The 17946-nt window shown below is 53.9% G+C and carries 5 protein-coding genes; all 5 read left to right on the top strand.

Going from position 1 to position 17946, the window contains the following annotated elements:
* Positions 1-14: 14 nt before the first annotated feature.
* From ACKLKD_RS11345 to ACKLKD_RS11325, 5 genes are read left to right on the top strand one after another with little or no spacing between them, the layout of a single operon-like run.
* Positions 15-350, top strand: coding sequence for a phage tail protein (locus tag ACKLKD_RS11345; RefSeq protein ID WP_049140289.1), 336 nt, complete (start codon positions 15-17; stop codon positions 348-350).
* Between the two features lie 57 nt (positions 351-407).
* Positions 408-1109: a phage minor tail protein L gene (locus tag ACKLKD_RS11340; RefSeq protein WP_049140291.1), complete on the top strand. Its 702-nt coding sequence runs from the start codon at positions 408-410 to the stop codon at positions 1107-1109.
* A gap of 40 nt (positions 1110-1149) precedes the next feature.
* Entirely contained in the window at positions 1150-1902 is a 753-nt protein-coding gene (locus tag ACKLKD_RS11335; protein ID WP_049140329.1) for a C40 family peptidase, read from the top strand.
* Complete coding sequence (locus ACKLKD_RS11330) at positions 1890-2477, top strand: tail assembly protein (RefSeq protein WP_049140293.1); 588 nt, start codon at positions 1890-1892, stop codon at positions 2475-2477. The genes ACKLKD_RS11335 and ACKLKD_RS11330 overlap by 13 nt, the downstream gene beginning before the upstream one ends.
* Before the next feature lie 8 nt (positions 2478-2485).
* Positions 2486-17857 carry a phage tail tip fiber protein gene (locus ACKLKD_RS11325; RefSeq protein ID WP_087804864.1) on the top strand — a complete coding sequence of 5124 codons (15372 nt, stop codon included), beginning with the start codon at positions 2486-2488 and terminating at the stop codon, positions 17855-17857.
* Positions 17858-17946 lie beyond the last annotated feature (89 nt).

Below are 17946 nucleotides of genomic sequence, written 5' to 3'. Positions count from 1 at the left end.
TCAAGGATGAGGAAATGGCCAGAGAAACATTTGGGTGGAACCCTGATTCGCAATCGAAAAAGACCATAAAGCCGAACGTGACCGTACTGAAGTTCGGTGACGACTATGAGCAACGCCAGACCATTGGTCTCAACCGCGTGAAGGAAGAGTGGAGCCTGACGTTCCAAAGGCAGCGATCGGAAGTTGAGAAAATGGACGTTTTCCTGACGAAGAGAGCTGGCGTGGAATCGTTCTACTGGAAGACGCCGCGCAACCAGACAATCATTGTGGTTTGCGACACCCACGATGTTGAGTACGACAGAGGGGCGGCGAAGTTGACCTGCACATTCAGACAGGTTTTTGAGTCTTGATATGTATGTGCTTACATATTAACATGGATCAAATTAAGGCTTAACTCACGGAAGATTATGGGAATCAAAAAGGAAATACAAAGCCTGTCACCTTCGTCGGTGATAGAGCTTTTCATTTTGGATATGTCCGTTACCACCTCTGGCGGTAAGCGGTATTTCCACGCAGGTACGAACGAGATCCGCGACAGCATCGTCTGGCAGGGCGTGGTTTACGAGCCCTGGCCACTCAAAGCGACCGGGTTCGATATCTCCGGGCAGGGCACTCTGCCTTCACCGAAAATTTCCATCGCGAACTTTGGCGGAAGCATTTCAGCTGAAGTCCAGGCTAACGATGATTTGGTCGGCTGTACCGTCATTCGTAAACGCACACTGGCTCGCTTCCTCGATGCGGTCAACTTCTCAAGTGGCGTCAATCCAACCGCCGATCCATCTCAGTTCTTCCCGGACGAAAGCTGGTTCGTCGAGCAAAAGACGCTGGAGACTTTCGAGGTCGTCGAGTTCGAGCTGTCCAGCGTATTCGAACTGATGGGCGTGAAGCTGCCGTATCGCCAGATCATCAAGAACACCTGCCCGTGGAAATATCGCGGCACAGAGTGTGGTTACACGGGTCCGTACTTCGACAAAGACGATAAGCAGACCTCCATTTCTGGATCTGACTACTGCACTAAACGTCTCGACTCCTGCCGCGCCCGTAAAAACTACTTTGCGAACGGCATTATCCACTTCGGCGGTTTTCCGGGGGCCACTCGTGTCTCTTGATAGCAAGTTCATCATTGGTGAGGCGCTATCTGGCGCCTTTATGTCCTGTGCTGCCAAAAACTACCCGAATGAAGCGTGTGGCTTTGTCGTTTCTGGCGCGGGTGGGAAGTATCTCTTCGTTGAAGCCAGAAACACGTCAGAAGACCCACAGGAGCGTTTCGTTATGCACCCTGACGACGTTATGGCTGCGGAGGATAAAGGGGATGTGGTGGCTGTGTGGCACTCTCACACTGACCAACCCGCGACACCATCAGAAGCGGATCTGGCTGGCTGCGAAGCGACGCAGCTGCCCTGGGTTATTACCGCCATTCACAAAAACTACGACGACAGCATTGATGTCGATTTCGTCTTTTCAAGTCCCGTCGTTTTCCATCCCACAGGATTCGAGATGCCTTACACCGGCCGCATTTATGCGTTCGGCGTTTTCGACTGCTGGACCCTGTGTCGCGACTATCTTGGCCGCGAATTTGGGATCAGCCTGAACCTCCACGAAAAGTTTCGCATCCCCAACTGGAGCGAAGGCGATGTGGACATTCTCGGCGACAACTTCGCTGGTGAAGGTCTGGTTCGCCTGGCGAATGGTGAGGAGCCTCAGAAGGGCGACATCTTCTTCATGCAGTACGGAAAGATGCCGGATCACTGCGCCGTCTACATCGGTGACGACCAAATTCTCCATCACCACAAGGACCGTCTCAGCTGCCGAGCCGTCTTTGGTGGGATGTACAAAAAGCATGTGACGCACCACCTGCGCCACCGGAATCTACTTTCAGGGAAAGAGAAATGTCTGAATTAGTTCACGTTCAATTGGGCGGTGCGCTGGCGACCAACTTCGGTCGCCATTGGCATTTAAACGTCCGAAACGCCAAACAAGCCTTTGATTTGATCGACGCCAATAAGCCTGGGTTTAAGGCGTGGATTCGCAAACACGCGAAGTCGATTAGCAAGTACCACATCCAGATTACAAACAAGCAGGGCCACAAGTATTCAATGGATGAAACCGAGTTTCAGATGATGGGTGAAAGCGACAACATCGCCAAAATCCGCATCACGCCAGTTCCGCATGGTAGTGGCGGGAAGGGCTTTGCGTGGTTTGAAACCGTTGTTGGGGCTGCACTTTTGGTTGCCTCGATTTTCATTCCAGCGCTGGCCCCTTTAGGCATAGCTCTCCTGATGGCCGGCGTCCAGGGGCTTCTCTCCCCACAAGCGAAGAAAGCACAGGGGCCGGCTAACAACTCTGATGCGACCTACTTTGACGGCCCACAAAACACGACGAATCAGGGCAACCCGGTTCAGCTTAATTACGGTGAAGAAATTCTCGTCGGATCTCAGACCGTGTCCTCATCAATCACCATTGAACAGACCGCATAAGGGCGTACATGGAACAGTTCAAAAAAAGAAAACTGCCTGAAATTATCGCAGGTGCTGGCGGCAAGAAGTCGTCCGGCTCGTCAAGGACACCGGTAGAGGCGGACGACACCGTTAACTCGAATGTCAAAGTATCCATTCTGGACTTGCTGGGTGAGGGCGTTATTGGCGGTCTGAAGGACGGCGCGAAGTCGATCTTCCTTAACGACCTGCCATTGCAGAACTCTGACGACACTTACAACCACTCAGGCGTAACCTGGTGGTTCCGTGATGGCTCTCAGGACCAGAGCATCATCGAAGGCTTCGACTACACCGAAACGCCTAAAACCATCGGCTTGCAGGTCAAGAAAACGAGCGCCGTTACGATGGCGGTCGACAGTGACAGCGCTGACCGCTTCCGCGTCATTCTGAAATTCCCATCGCTGAAATCTGTCGACAAAAAGACGGGTGACACCAGCGGTACTTCTGTCACGTACAAATTCCAGGTGAGCAGTGCCGGCGGCGCATTTGTTGACGTGGCGCCAGAGGGCGAGTCCTCCGGGACCGTTACGCTGACCGCGAAGAAGGCCGGCGTTTATTATCGAAGCTACATACTCAACCTGCCGAAGCCGGGCTCTAAGTATCAGGTTCGTGTTGTTCGTGTTACCGACGACAACAAAGACACGACCTACCTTGCCAACGATATCTATGTGGATACCGTCGGGGAGATCATCAACACCAACATGAACTACCCGAACTCTGCGCTGGTCGGCCTTCGCGTCAACTCAGAGCAGTTCGGCTCGTCCATGCCGTCTCGTTCGTACCTGATTAGCGGTATGAAGGTCCGCGTCCCGTCAAACTACGATGAAGTCACCAACGAATACCGAGGGACATGGGACGGTTCGTTCAAACTGCTGTCGTCCAGTAACCCGGCATGGATTCTGTATGACCTCGTGACCAATAAGCGCTATGGTCTGGGTGAGTTCGTCAGAGAGTCAATGTTTGACCTTGGCCAGCTTTATCAGATCGGCCGGTACTGCGATGCGCTGGTTGACGACGGCTTTGGTGGCAAAGAGAAACGATTCGCCATCAACACGCAGATCACCACGCTTCAGGACGCCTATCGCTGCGTTCAGGATATTGCTGGTGCTTTCCGTGGGATGGTTTATTGGGCCGGCGGCATGGTTCATGTGACGCAGGATAGCCCGTCAGACCCGATCGCCATCTACTCAAACTCCAACGTAATTGATGGTCGATTCTCCTACAAAGGCTCTGCCCGTAAGGATCGCCCTTCTGTCGCGCTTATCACCTACAACAACAAAGAAGACAATTACAAGCAGAATATTGAGTATGTCGAAGACTTAGAAGCCATTAAGCGCTACGGGATACGCAAGACGGAGTCTGTAGCGTTTGGTTGTACTTCTCGTGGCATGGCTCATCGTGTGGGCTTGTGGACGCTTTATACAGGGCGTATGGAGTCGGACGTTATCACGTTCCAGACAGGGATGGACTCAGCATTCCTCGTTCCGGGCGACGTCATCCTGATTCACGACAAGTTCCGCGCCGGCCGTCGTAATTCTGGTCGTGTTGTCGCATCCACCGCAAACAGCATTACACTGGACTCTACGGTCGACATGACCAAGGCTGGCACCATCACCTTCATTAACGCTGAAGGCCGGATGATTAGCCGCGACATCCTTGAATCTGGCGTAGTGAGCAAAGTCACCTTTAAAGATGCAGTGAACGAGGCCGACCGCCCGGTTGCTGATGGCATCTGGGTGATTTCTCAAAGCGATCTGAAACCGCTTCAGGCTCGCGTAGTTGGTGTTACCCAGGGTGAAGACGGCGTTGGTAGCACGATCACCTGTATCCAGAATAACCCGTCCAAATATGCTGCCATTGATGACGGCGCCGTGCTCATCCCGCAAAACACGACCGTCCTTGATCCGACATTCTCGAAACCCGAGAACCTGAAGATCACTGAAGGAACATACCTGTCCTCTCCGGGCAACCTAAACGTATCGCTGACGGCGACATGGGAAGGCAAATCCGCAGAGTATTGGGTTAGCTGGCGCCGGTCAGATGCCGGTAATGTGTCCAACTGGCAGACGGCCAAAGTTAACGAAGAGCAGTTCGAAGTTAAGCCGGTCGCGGAGAGCGGCAAATACGACTTCCAGGTGTACGGCGTTTCCGTCTCCGGACGTAAGACCGAAATCCTCAGCACAACGTATCAGGTTCTGGGAACCATGACGCCTCCGGGCGCCCCATCGTCTCTGACTGCCGTTGGCGACTACCGCCAGATTATCCTTGGCTGGTCTAACCCGTCGTCCGTCGATTTGGATCACATCCAGATTTACGCCTCGAAGACCAACGACGTCACCAAGGCGACTCTTCTGGCTAAATCCACGACCACCAACTTCACCCACAGCGGTCTGGAAGATTCGGTAACGTGGTACTACTGGATTCGCTCGGCCAACAAACGCGGCATGACCAGTGACTGGAGCTCGAAGCTCGGTACGTCGGCAATGACGCGCGATGTATTGTCGTTCCTGCAAAACAAGATCACCGAATCCGAGCTCGCCAAAGACCTTCTGGCTGATATCGACAGCAAGGCGGTTGCTGCTGAGGTTGATGCTTCCATTGAAGACGCGAAGTCCGAAGCTACCGCGCAGGTTGAAGCCGCCAAGAAAGAGGCGTCCAGCGCCTTAAGCGCAGCCCAGACCACGCTGAACAACGCCATCATGCAGGAAGCGACTGACCGCAATAATGCTGTTGCTGACGAAGCTAAGCAGCGCTCCCAGGCTATTTCGGCAGAAGCTGATGCGCGTACCAAGGCTATCTCCGATGAGGCTATCGCTCGCGCTGACGCAATTACAAAAGAGTCCGACACTCGCACGAGGGCAATGGCCGACGAAGTCACCGCACGAAACAAGGCTGTAGCTGACGAAGCCGCCGCCCGGACAAAGGCTGTGTCTGATGAGGCTGTCGCTCGCGCCAAGGCTGTGTCTGATGAGGTGGCGGCCAGAACCAAAGCTGTCGCTGATGAGGCCACCGCTCGCGCCAAGGCGATATCTGACGAAGCCGCCGCACGCGCTACGGCAATTAGCGATTCGGTGGCGGTTGAGGCTACCGCTCGCGCGAAGGCTATCGCAGACTCCGCGTCGTCTCTCAGCGACAAAATTGAAAAAGAGGTCACCGATCGCGTCAAGGCTGTTTCCGATCTGGACACCAAAACCGCAAACGCGATCTCGTCCGAATCATCAAGCCGCATCGCTGCCATTTCTGATGAGGCGAAGACTCGCGCTGACGCTATTCTTCAGGAGAAGAACAGCCGCCAGGCGGAAATTAAAAATGTGTCCGCTCAAATGCAGACCGCCAACGAGTCTCTGGCGCAGCAGATTTCACAGGTCGCAGCGGGAACAGGCGAGCAGTTCGACAGTCTCAAGATCTGGTATTTCGATGCACAGACAACTGAAGGGTGGAGCGGCAACAAGAGCGCTATTCTGTCTGCTGACGGGTGGATTCGCTCAGGCAATGGCGGGGATACATGGCTGACATCGCCAGCAGGTCTTGCTATCGCCGGCGCGTCCTATCGCTTCATGAAGATGCGTATCCGAAAAGTGGGTAATCCAGTTTGGGAAGGCGCAATTCGCTGGATCACCAAAAGCGGCGATACCTTCAACAATACAAATTTCATCACGGTAAGCGAACCGGAGTACAACGCCCAGGGTGTTGCTACGCTGACGGCAAGCGATATCAAGTGGAATAACGATACCATTCACCAGATTCGTCTTGATCTTTCCATCTCGACCGATGATTCAAACTACATCGAAATCGACTGGATCGCCGTCGGCCGACCAACTCCGGGCGCCGGCATGGCCGCTCTGCAAGATGAGAAGACCGCCCGTACCAACGCTGATGCAGCAGAAGCAGCCAGCCGCTCAACTCTGGCAACACAGCTGCGTGGCTCTTATGACGGGACTGACATTACAAAGCTGAGCTCTGGCCTCATCTTCCAGGAGCAGCAAGCGCGTGTAACTGCCGATAAAGTAGAGGCGACCGCACGTCAGTCACTGGAAACCAAAGTGAATGACAGCGTATCGAGTATCAACAAGTCGCTCGATACGCTGAACACGAAAGACCAGGCGATGGCGTCAGACATCACCGGCCTTAAGTCTTCTTTAGACGACAAAGCTGATGCGTCGGCTGTTCAGACACTCAAGGCGTCGGTCGAGCAGCAGGGCTCGAATATCTCTACTCAGGGACAGTCGATCACCAAGCTCCAAGGCGATCTGAATACCACCAACACCAATGTTGGGAAGAAAGCCGACCAGACGGCCATGACCGCGTTACAGGGAACTGTGACCCAGCAGGGCAAGGATATCGCGGCAGCTAACAGCAGCATCTCCACCCTGAAGTCTTCTCTGGACACTACGAACGATGCGGTGGCCAAGAAAGCTGATGCGACGGCGGTCAGCGATCTGTCTTCTCGCGTAAGCGCGACAGAAGGTAGCGTGTCCAGTCAGGGCGACAGCATTGTCCAGCTGAATAACTCACTGAGCAACGCTCTGGCGGACTCTGACGCTTCAGCCAAGACTCCGAACAACCTGATCGTCAACTCATCGTTTGAGCGTGGTATGGACGGTTATATTGGCGTATCCAGTCTCAGCACGGTCGTTGCTATTCAGATACCGCATGTCGGCACAAAAGCACTGAAAATTGATCCAGGTAGCTCCGCATCTCCGGGCCAGTACATCGATTTTGTCAAAGGCCGTACTTATGAGATCGGCGTCTGGGCTAAACAGGTTTCTGGAACAACAGATAATGGGCAGGGTAACAACAAACTGCGAGTGGGCAATAGTGCTGGAGCGCCAGTGTTTGAGGTCCCGTTCGTAAACCTCACCGTTGACTGGACGAAAGTTAGCAAACGATGGAAGGCTACCGAGACGGGAAGTCTGCCCGTTACGCTGAGCAACTATCTGACCGCCGGCAACCGCTACTTCGATGACTTCTACGTTATCGACGTAACCGACACCGTGAACATCGATGCGAGCGCCTCCGCGATTTCTTCGTTGCAGAGTACCGTCACGCAACAAGGTAAAGACATTTCGTCGCAGTCCACCAGCATCGCTGGCCTGAACAACAGCCTGAATACAACCAACGAAAACGTCGCGAAGAAGGCTGATTCCTCTGCGGTCCAGACGTTGCAAAATACTGTGACGCAGCAGGGCAAGGATATCTCCACCGCCAACAGCAGCATCACCAGTCTGAAAGGCAGTCTGGATGCGACAAACGATAAAGTCGATACCAAGGCTGACGCTTCAGCAATGAGTGATCTGGCGTCTCGCGTATCCCAGAATGAGAAGGGCATTGCCACGCAATCCGACTCTCTGACCAAGTTAAGTAACAAGGTGTCCAGCATTGACGTCGGCGGTGTGAACCTCATCACCAACGGCGATATGAGCGCGGCGCCGGTATCTCTGCTTTCCACTACGACAAGTTTTAAATCGTTCGATCGTACCGTGACTGCCGATATTCGTGGCGTGTCAGTGGTGACACCTCGTTCGATAACGTTGTCCGTATGGTTCAAGGAGCTGTCCTCTGGATTCGGCACGACGAAACCGTTCACCAGCGTCGTAATTGGTAAAAGCGCTGCCGGCGATAATTGGGGCGTTCGTTTCTGGGCCAGCAACGGAAGTGTGTCGCAGAAAGGGGATATGTTCGTCTGGACCGGTACGATTAACCTGAAAGCCGGCGACACGATGTTCAATGACCCGACGACGATCCGCTTCATTCTGGAAGATAAAACCCAGAAGACTGGCGCCATCTTCTACCGCGTTAAGTTGGAAAACGGCAACATCGCAACCGACTGGTCTGCAAGCCCGGATGAGGTGAAGTCAGGTCTGGATGCCAATGCGTCTGCACTGAATGCACTGACGACGCGCGTTGCTTCAACCGAGGGTAATGTTGAATCTCAGGGCAACAGCATCACTTCTCTGAAGAACGACCTGGCGACAACCAACGCCAACGTTTCGAAGAAAGCTGACTCGTCCGCTGTAGCGACAATCCAGAGCACGGTAACGCAGCAGGGCAAGGACATTGCATCCTCCGCGTCCGACATCTCATCGCTGAAGAATAGTCTCGCCACAACGGACGGCAACGTCGCGAAGAAGGCGGACGCCTCCGCTCTGTCAACGCTTCAGAATACCGTATCACAGCACGGTGATTCCATTGCGTCTCAGAGCGACTCAATAACCAGTCTGAAAAACAGCGTCGGTTCTTTGGTTAACATGGGCGACAATCTGGTTCAGGACTCCAGCTTTGACAACGGCGGGCAAACGTTCAGGACTCAGCAAAATTCTGGAACATCTGGAAGTATTGTTGCGTTTGGTGCGTTTGGTGAAAACTCGGCCGGTGTGCGTATGGTTAAAGTCAACAGTACGTCGCCTGGTCTGTTCGCTAACAGCAAACTGCCAGTTCCGGTAAATGGCGCGAGAAAATACCGTTACATTGTTCGCGCGAAGGGTGTTTCCGGGGCAATGAATATGCTGCTGCGCCGCTGGAATTTTAACGGCAATACGGAAGGGGCGTATGAAGACAAGAACAATACGCTGACAACCGACTGGCAAACCATCACCTGGGACACATCCTTCTCGCCGAAAGACGGCGTTGACGGTCAGTCCTTTGGCATCTACTGCCATCCGAATAATGGCGAGATCTGGATTGATTCATTCCAGGTGTTCGACATTACCGACGCGACCAACAATGAGACGACGGCCAGCGCGTTAAGCAATCTGTCGACGACCGTTTCCAGGCAGGGTGAAACCGTCACCTCTCAGGGTACGGCGATCACCAAGTTGCAGAATGACCTCAGCTCCACCAAGACCGATCTGGCTAAGAAAGCGGATGCGTCGGCGCTTCAGACACTGCAAAGCACCGTGACCGATCAGGGTAAGACGCTGACCAGCCAGGGTGATTCGATCACGGCGCTGAATAACACCGTTAATACGGTGAAAGGTGATGTGGCAAAGAAAGCCGACTCCTCTGCGCTTCAGAACCTTCAGAGCACCGTAACACAGCAGGGTAAAGACATCTCCACCAATGCCAGCAACATCACGGCGCTGACTGGAAACCTTGCCACCACAAACGCTGCCGTCGCAACGAAAGCTGATGCTTCTGCGTTGAACAACCTCACAACGAGAGTGACCCAGAACGAGAAGAACATCTCTTCTCAAAGTGACGCCGTAACGAAGCTGTCCAACACGGTAAGCAACATCGCGGTAGGTAGCGCAAACCTGATTCCGAACTCCGGCACAATGGAGGGATGGTCTGACGTCATTAGCGACACCTATCGTGGCAACAAGGTCTTCTCGTTCACGAGAAAAGCCAACAGCTCAAGCTACGTTCAGTCGAACGAGATTGTGCTGGCCGGCCCGGTGGACTCCGACAGCTACGTCTACAGCTTCTGGGCGAAAGCCGCGAAGGATGGCACTGTCATCAACGCCTACTTCTACAACCCAAGCAACACGACCGGTTCTGAAACAAGCCAGGGTGTTAAGGGTAGCAGTTCTGATGGCTCTGCGGCGATCACACTGACCACCTCATGGGCGCGTTATTGGGTTAAGTGGACTCATTCTCCGACAACCGGAACGAAGCGCTTCATTCCGGCGCGACTGAACAATTCCTCAACTGCCGACCAGACTGTCTTCATCAGCTCGCCGCAGCTGGAAACCGGCAACGTCGTAACCGACTGGAAGGCGGCAGACAGTGATTTCGCCTCAGCCTCCGCGCTCAGTACGCTGACCAGCCGTGTAACCTCGGATGAAGGCGTTATTTCATCTCAGGGTTCGGCAATCACCGATCTGAAAAACAGTCTGGCGATAACAAACTCGACCGTTGCAACAAAGGCGGACGCTTCAGCGTTGAGTTCGCTTCAGAACACCGTAACCAAGCAGGGTACGGACCTGAAGTCGGCGTCTGATTCCATCACGACGCTGAAGAACAGCATCGCGGCGACTGATGCCAATGTTGCCAAGAAAGCGGACGCATCCGCTCTTCAGACGCTCCAGAGCACCGTCTCTACGCAAGGGGATAAGATTGCCAGTCAGGGTAATTCTATCACCAGCCTGGGCAACTCACTGGACACCGTGAAGGGTGATGTTGCGAAGAAGGCGGATGCCACGGCGCTGAATAACCTGTCCACTCGCGTCAGCAATGCCGAAGACAAGATCAGCAGCAGCAGTGACGCCATCACTTCGCTGAACAGCTCGCTGAACCAGCAGTCTAAGCGCGGCGCAAACATCCTGCCAGACGGGACATTCGAGAGTTATTCGAGCGGGTACAATATCACCAATGGTCGCGTCATCGTGACTGCTGACGATTCTCACGGCGGCAACAAATGCATCCGTGTGACACGTCCGAACGACTACAATGCCAATGCAACTGACAACAGCGACAACCACATCTTCAGCGGCTTCCAGGTTCGCGACAACGCGGTATTCTATGTTGAGTGCTGGGTTAAGCTGGACGCCAAGAGCACGACGATGGATGGCTCGGTGCAGATTGCGGTCGGCATGTCGTTGCAGTATCAGGATAACTCCTGGCAGTGGCCGGCACTCATTAAGTCGGCAAAAGATCTGTCCGCAGACACCTGGACGAAAGTCAGTGGCTATCTGAAGAGCAGCAAGAGCGGTATCAAACAGGCGATGGTGCGGATCTCCATGCCAAACGTATCGACTGTTAAGGCGGGTAACTCCTTCCTCGTCGATGATTTTGTCATTACCGACGTGACAGACGCCTACAATGCCCAGCAGACGGCTGATGCCACTGCGAGCGCGGTATCAACGCTTCAGACGACTGTGTCCAGGCAGGGCGACAGCATCACCTCGCAGGGCGACAGCATCACAACCCTGAATAATGGCCTGGCCACGGCGAACAAAGCCATTGGCACCAAGGCTGATGCCTCTGCGCTGTCATCGCTGCAAAACACCGTTACCCAGCAGGGTAAAGACGTTGCTGCCAACACCAGCAATATCACTGCGCTGTCAAATCAGGTTGTCAACGGCAAGCAGGACACTTGGGCTCGCCGCATCTACAAGTGCCAGCTCGCCAACGCCGGCACCGAACCGACGTTTAGCGACATTCAGGGGCTTTCCCCGGTATTTATGGATGAAGTGGCCGACGCAGCCAGGATGGACTTCTCTGGCGCCGGATCGTATGTAGTCGCGCATTACAAGGCGATGGTTCGTGTTGCTGCGGATACCACCATCTCTGTGTCGCCTGGCTCTCGTGTGTTTGATGACTCCGGTGCGGTGTATGTGAATGGTGTTCGTCAGGCTGCTGCGTTGTCTGGAACAGCTGTACTCAATTTCACACTGTCCGCCGGCTGGAATACTGTAGAGTTTCTGGTTAACCAGTGGACCGGTAATGCCTATGTCAATCTGGGCTTCAAGCTGGGCGACAAGGTTGCCGAGCTGTATTCTGGTCTGGGCGTCTCTTCACTGTCTTCGGCGCTGAACTCGATCAGCTCCAACGTCAGCAAGGTGGGTGATCAGGTTTCCAGCAACAGCACGGCGATCACCTCTCTGAAGAACGGCCTGAGCGATACCAACTCTACCGTTGCGAAGAAAGCGGACGCTTCGGCTCTTCAGACGCTGCAAAACACGGTTACTCAGCAAGGTAAGGATATTGCAAGCCAAAGCGACAGTGTTACGAATCTCAGCAACGCACTAAGTAACGTTTCTATTGGTGGCGTCAACCTGATCAAAAACTCAGGCGACATGGCCGGGTGGTCTGGTAAAACCAATGAAATCTTCCGTGGCAATGCGGTGATTAGCGCGACTACTAAAGCGGGCAGTTCCTACCGAGATCTCAAGGAGATTACTCTCGACGCTCCAGTCGACAATGCAGAGTACGTTTACAGTTTCTTTGCAAAAGGTGGTGAGAACGGTCAAAGCATGACCGCTTACTTCTACAACCCTAACTCGACGACATCTGGGGTTAGTAGTCAAGGTGTGTCAGACGGCAGTGTTGATGGTCGTATGTCATTCACTTTGACAACTGAGTGGGTTCGTTATTGGGTTAAGTGGAAGCAGAAGCCGGGAACTGGATCTAAGAAACTAATCCTTGCTCGCATCCAGGCATCTTCGACGAAAGACCAGACCGTCTCTATCACCAGTCCTAAGCTGGAAGTTGGCAATATGCCTACAGAGTGGTCTCCGGCGCCGAGCGATATGGCATCGTCTAACGATCTGTCATCGCTGAAGACTACGGTTGACGCGAATAGCGGCGCTATTCAGTCTGTGACCTCTCGCGTCCAGAAAACTGAAGACAGCATCTCCACGCAGAATACCGCGATCACTAAGCTTCAGGGTGATTTGTCGAGCACCAACAATCTGGTTTCCACGAAGGCTGATTCCACCGCGCTTCAGACGCTGTCTGGTCGCGTCGATAAGACGGAGTCCAGCATCAGCACCCAGAACGATGCGATCACCAAGCTGAACAGCAGCCTTGATACCACAAATAAAGCTGTGGCTAAAAAGGCGGAGCAGTCGTCTCTCGATACGCTGAGCGGCCGGGTGTCCAGCACTGAAAATGGGATTACGGCGGCGAACTCCAGCATCACGTCTCTGAATGCGGCTATTCGCGCAGAGAACGCGAGCAGTGGGGATTTGATTACCAACCCTACATTTGACCCTCAGTACGCTCAGATGGGCTTTACCGTCGTCTCAGCCGACACAGATGGTGTTCCAGCAAACTGTCCATTCAGATATGCGGCTAAACTTGCGGCCCGTGACCATCATCCAAACTTCAACACCATTGTCGCAACGCTGGGCGATGTGTTTGAAATTTCTGCGCTGGTGGCGTGTGGCGCCGGCAATGCTGACTTTAATCTCTATATTGGCACAGCAAACGGCCCAACTGGTGGGATAGGTGGCCCGCTTTATAATGGCGGAAATACCAAAGCTACAAGCACCTGGACTCGCGTAACATGGAAGTTCACTGTTAGCCAGGCAATGGTTGATAAAGGCTACATTCGTCCGTTCCTGCAAATCAACCAGTCTTCACCGTTCGGCACGATCTGGTATGTGACTGACTGGCATATGCGCAACATCACTGCGGCATCTAAGGCGCAGGATACAGCGAATGCCACATCCAAGGCGGTCGATTCTCTGACGTCCACAGTGAACCAGCAGGGCAGCGATATTTCCTCGATCGGCTCTCGCACAACGTCGCTTGAGAATGGTCTTAGCACTACCAACGCCAACGTTTCGAAGAAGGCTGATTCTTCTGCGCTTCAGACGCTACAGAACTCGGTGACGCAGCAAGGTAATGACATTTCTGGCCAAGGTTCTCGCGTAACGTCTCTGGAAAATAACCTGACGGCCGGAGCAAACCTCATTCCTAACCCAGCGATGCTTAACGGCGCTCAGGGCTGGGCGGGCTCCGCTACAACGGTTGATGGTTACGCGGCGGTCGTCAGCAGCTCAGGCTGGTCGCCATCGTCGTCCTACTTCCAAGTGACGCCAGGCGACATTATCGATTTGAGCCTGATGAGTCAGAGCGAAGGTGCAGCATCCATCTCATGGGGGCTCCGCTTCGACGGCCCTGGACTGAGCAATTTCTGTCTCTACGCCCCTGCGTTGACCTTCGCGGCTGGAGAGAAGAAGAGTGTATCTGCGGCTATTACCGTACCTGCTGGTGCAACAAAGGCGATGTTCCAGGCAAGCGCTAAGGCGACTTCCGCACGTACCGTATATAACATCATTGCTACCCGCCGTGATGCTGGAACCAAAGCCAACAGCTCTGCGATTGATACGTTGAACAGCACCGTCAAAACGCAAGGTGACACGCTTAGCTCGATCGGAAGCCGTACAACTTCGCTGGAAAATGGGCTGAGTAGCGCTAACAGTGCTCTCTCACTGAAAGCGGACGCATCGGCACTGTCATCGCTGACAAATACCGTGACCCAACAAGGCAAGGATCTGGATGCAGCAGAAGCCAATATAATTGCGGCGAACACCAGCATCACCTCCATGCAAGCGTCACTGACTCGTCGCACTGTATTTACGGTAACGGCGAAAGGCAACGGTAACAGCGCTAATCACGGTCTCTTTGATGAGTCAGGTAAAAGTCTGTTTACGCCTGGTCGCAGCTATGCGCTGATCACGTTTAAAGCGAATAGCGACGGCTCGACGGTCATTAATACCAGCAAAACCTATGACGTTTTTGGCTCTGCCAACAACGGGAAGGCGATGTCTGACGATATTGCGGCTCTGGCTAATGGCGTTTACGTTTGCGTGATGACTTATGACGAGCCGTCGGGTCAGCGTAACTCGATTGCATCTGCCTTAGAGTTGCTCGGTGGCACAACTGAAGTTATTAACTCTCTGCCATATCGCGGCGCGTACATTCTCCTTGGCCGTAAAGGCATGAAGGCCGGCGACGGTCTGGAGTTACGCGCACCTACAGGTGGTGACTCCAGCGCATTTATTTCCACGTCCGTTGAGTTTGTGAACGGGGTAATGATGGGGTTGGGCGCCGCCGGCGGTGTGATGATGAAGGCGGATGCGAACGCCAGTGCAATCACCACTCTGCAAAACACCGTTAAGCAGCAGGGCGACACTATCGCTTCGAGCAGTAGTGCCATCACCTCTCTGCAAAACGACATGAGGACGGTTAATGACAATGTCTCTAAAAAGGCAGATGCATCGGCGCTTCAGACTTTGCAGAACACGGTAACGCAGCAGGGTAAAGATATCTCTACCCAAAGCGCGTCGCTGACGCAGCTCAATAACAGCCTCAGCGCGACGAATGCCAGCATCGATGCGTCGGGCAAGATCCCTGGGAACCTGATCGTCAACTCGTCATTCGAGCGCGATAAAGATGGCTACACCGGCTGGAGCTCTATCGCCTCCGTCATCGCAGCGTCGGTGCCACACTCAGGAAGTAAAATCCTCAAGCTGGCTGCCGGCGGATCTGTGTTAGTCGGGCAGGACGTTACCTATCTGAAGGGTCGCACCTATAAAATCGGCGCATGGGCTAAGCAGGATTCAGGCACCGTTATTCAGGCTGCGGACAACACGAAGTTCCGTATCGCGGATAGCACAGGTTTGCTGGCTAGTAGTGTTTACGGTCCTTTCACGTCAAACTGGCAGGAGATTAGCTTCACCTGGAGGCCGGGTAAAGATGTGACAGCGGCGACACAGATCACCGCCTACCTGTCCGCCGGTGCGATGTATTTCGACGACTTCTACGTTATCGACATCACCGACCGCGTCGATCTGGATGCCACGGTGTCTGCGGTTTCCGGTCTGACGACGAGAGTGTCCAATGCTGAAGGGAATATTTCTTCCCAATCCGACAGCATCACCACTCTGAACAACGGTCTTAGCACTCTGAACAAGACGGTCAGCACCAAGGCCGATGCCACGGCGCTGTCTTCACTTCAGAATACCGTGACGCAGCAGGGTAAGGATATTTCGTCGGCGAGCGGAAGCATCACCAGCCTTCAGAGCAGCCTGAATACGATCAAGGTTCAGAGTAACCCTTGGATTGACGGTACGTTTGAAACCTATGACAACGGCCAGCAATTGGCCGGGAGCTCTGCGGTTGTTACGACGGACTTTAGCTACTCCGGCAGCAAGTGCCTGAGAGCGACACGCCCGGCGAACGCCAGTGGCAACTCCGACAAAAGCATCGGCTCTTATTCGGTTGTGCGTCAGAGTGCAAAATACCGCGTTGAGTTCTGGGTAATGATGCCGGCCAGCGAAACCCCGCCTACCGGGTGGACCGCCGTCGTCGGTCTTCACGCCATCAACAAAGATGGGGCGAACGACTGGCAGGGGCTTGTTGTCAGCGAAGCCGTTCTCGGTGGTCGTGACAAGTGGGCCAAAGTATCAGGCATCGTGTCGCTTGGATCGTCGGCCACCCGTGCCCATGTGTGGATTTCCACACGCGGTCTGAGCGGCTCCGGTACGCCGGGGTACAACCTGTATATCGACGACTTTGTTATCACCGACGTTACTGACGCCGTTGAAGCGCAGAGTACGGCCAACGCTAACGCCGACGCCATCTCTTCTCTGCAAACGAAAGTTGGCGATATCGACGGCAAGGTTACGGCGCAAGCGTCGCAGTTGTCCTCTCTCTCTTCGAAGGTGGATAGTTCATCGTCGAAAGTGGATCAGATGAGTAAGACGCTGTCTGACAGCCAGAGCACTCAGGCTTCGCTGAACACCAGCCTTCAGTCTCAGATTGATGCCCAGGCTTCCGCCAACATCAAGAACCAGACTGATCTGAACTCGGCGGTCACGAGCATTGCGACCATTAAGTCTACGCAGGCTACGCAGCTTAGCGCAATTGCCAAGCAGCAAACCGATATGACGGCATCGCTGAACAATCAGTCGGCGTCTATCCAGACGCTTCAGGAGTCTGTCGCAAATAACGATTCTCTGAAGAGCACCTGGATGGTGAAGATGGAGACGAACAGCGCCGGCCAGAAATATGCAGCGGGTATCGCGCTGGGTGTGGATGGGAAGAGCCAGCAAAGCCAGTTCTTGGTTCAGGCAGATCGCTTCGCGCTGATTAATACCAGCAACGGCAATACGACGACACCGTTTGTTATCGATAACGGCGTAACCTACATGAATTCCGCGTACATCAAAGATGGGGCAATTACCGATGCTAAGATTGCTAACGCCTCCATTAGCAGTGCTAAAATTGCGCAGCATATCCAATCCGATAATTATATTGATGGCCAGCGGGGTTGGGCGATCAATAAGAATGGAGCAGCGCAGTTCAACGACGTTGTCGTTCGCGGTACTATTTACGCGACTGACGGCTGGTTTAACGGCACCGTGTACGCTAACAGGGTCGAGGGGGACATTGGTTCTTTCGCCATTAACATCGCACAGCACCGTACCCGCAAGGTGCCGAAGGCTACGTGGCAGTGGTTCGAGCTGGCTCGATTCCGTCGTCAGAACTTCGATCAAGTGATCAACATTCGAGGCGGGCTCATACAGACAGACAGCATCACCATTGACGGTGGCGCGAAACTTAGAGCGGGGATGTCTTATTCCCCTGGCGCAGATGGCGGCCTCGATCCGGGCTACCTGTCTTATGCTATGTTGCTGCGTGGTACTGGTGCGACTTCTGGCGGCGGCAGCATGGAAATCGGCATTGAGCTGGCCTACGAGACTGGCGGGGCTACTCGCCTGCTGACGGCGCAAGCGTCGATGGACGTCGATAACATGTCGTTCGTTGTCCCTGCCGGCTCAGGTGATGCAATCCTCCGCTACGGCTGTTACCTTGATCGTAACGGTCAGATGGTATTGACCATCCTTTCACGATTCGACGCTTTTGCAGCGCGGAACAACAACGTAGTTCGTGGTTCGTCCACGCCGTAACATGGAGGCGACCCTGTAATTGCAATACTGAACGGAGGTTGTGATCTTTATCACAACCTCCATAAGCTAAAATACTATTTCTCAAGGAA

Origin of the sequence: Klebsiella sp. 10982 (genome assembly GCF_048589245.1) — a bacterium.
Lineage (GTDB): Bacteria > Pseudomonadota > Gammaproteobacteria > Enterobacterales > Enterobacteriaceae > Klebsiella > Klebsiella quasivariicola.
Note: the sequence above shows the minus strand (reverse complement) of the source record. Positions and strands in the feature narration are given on the sequence as shown.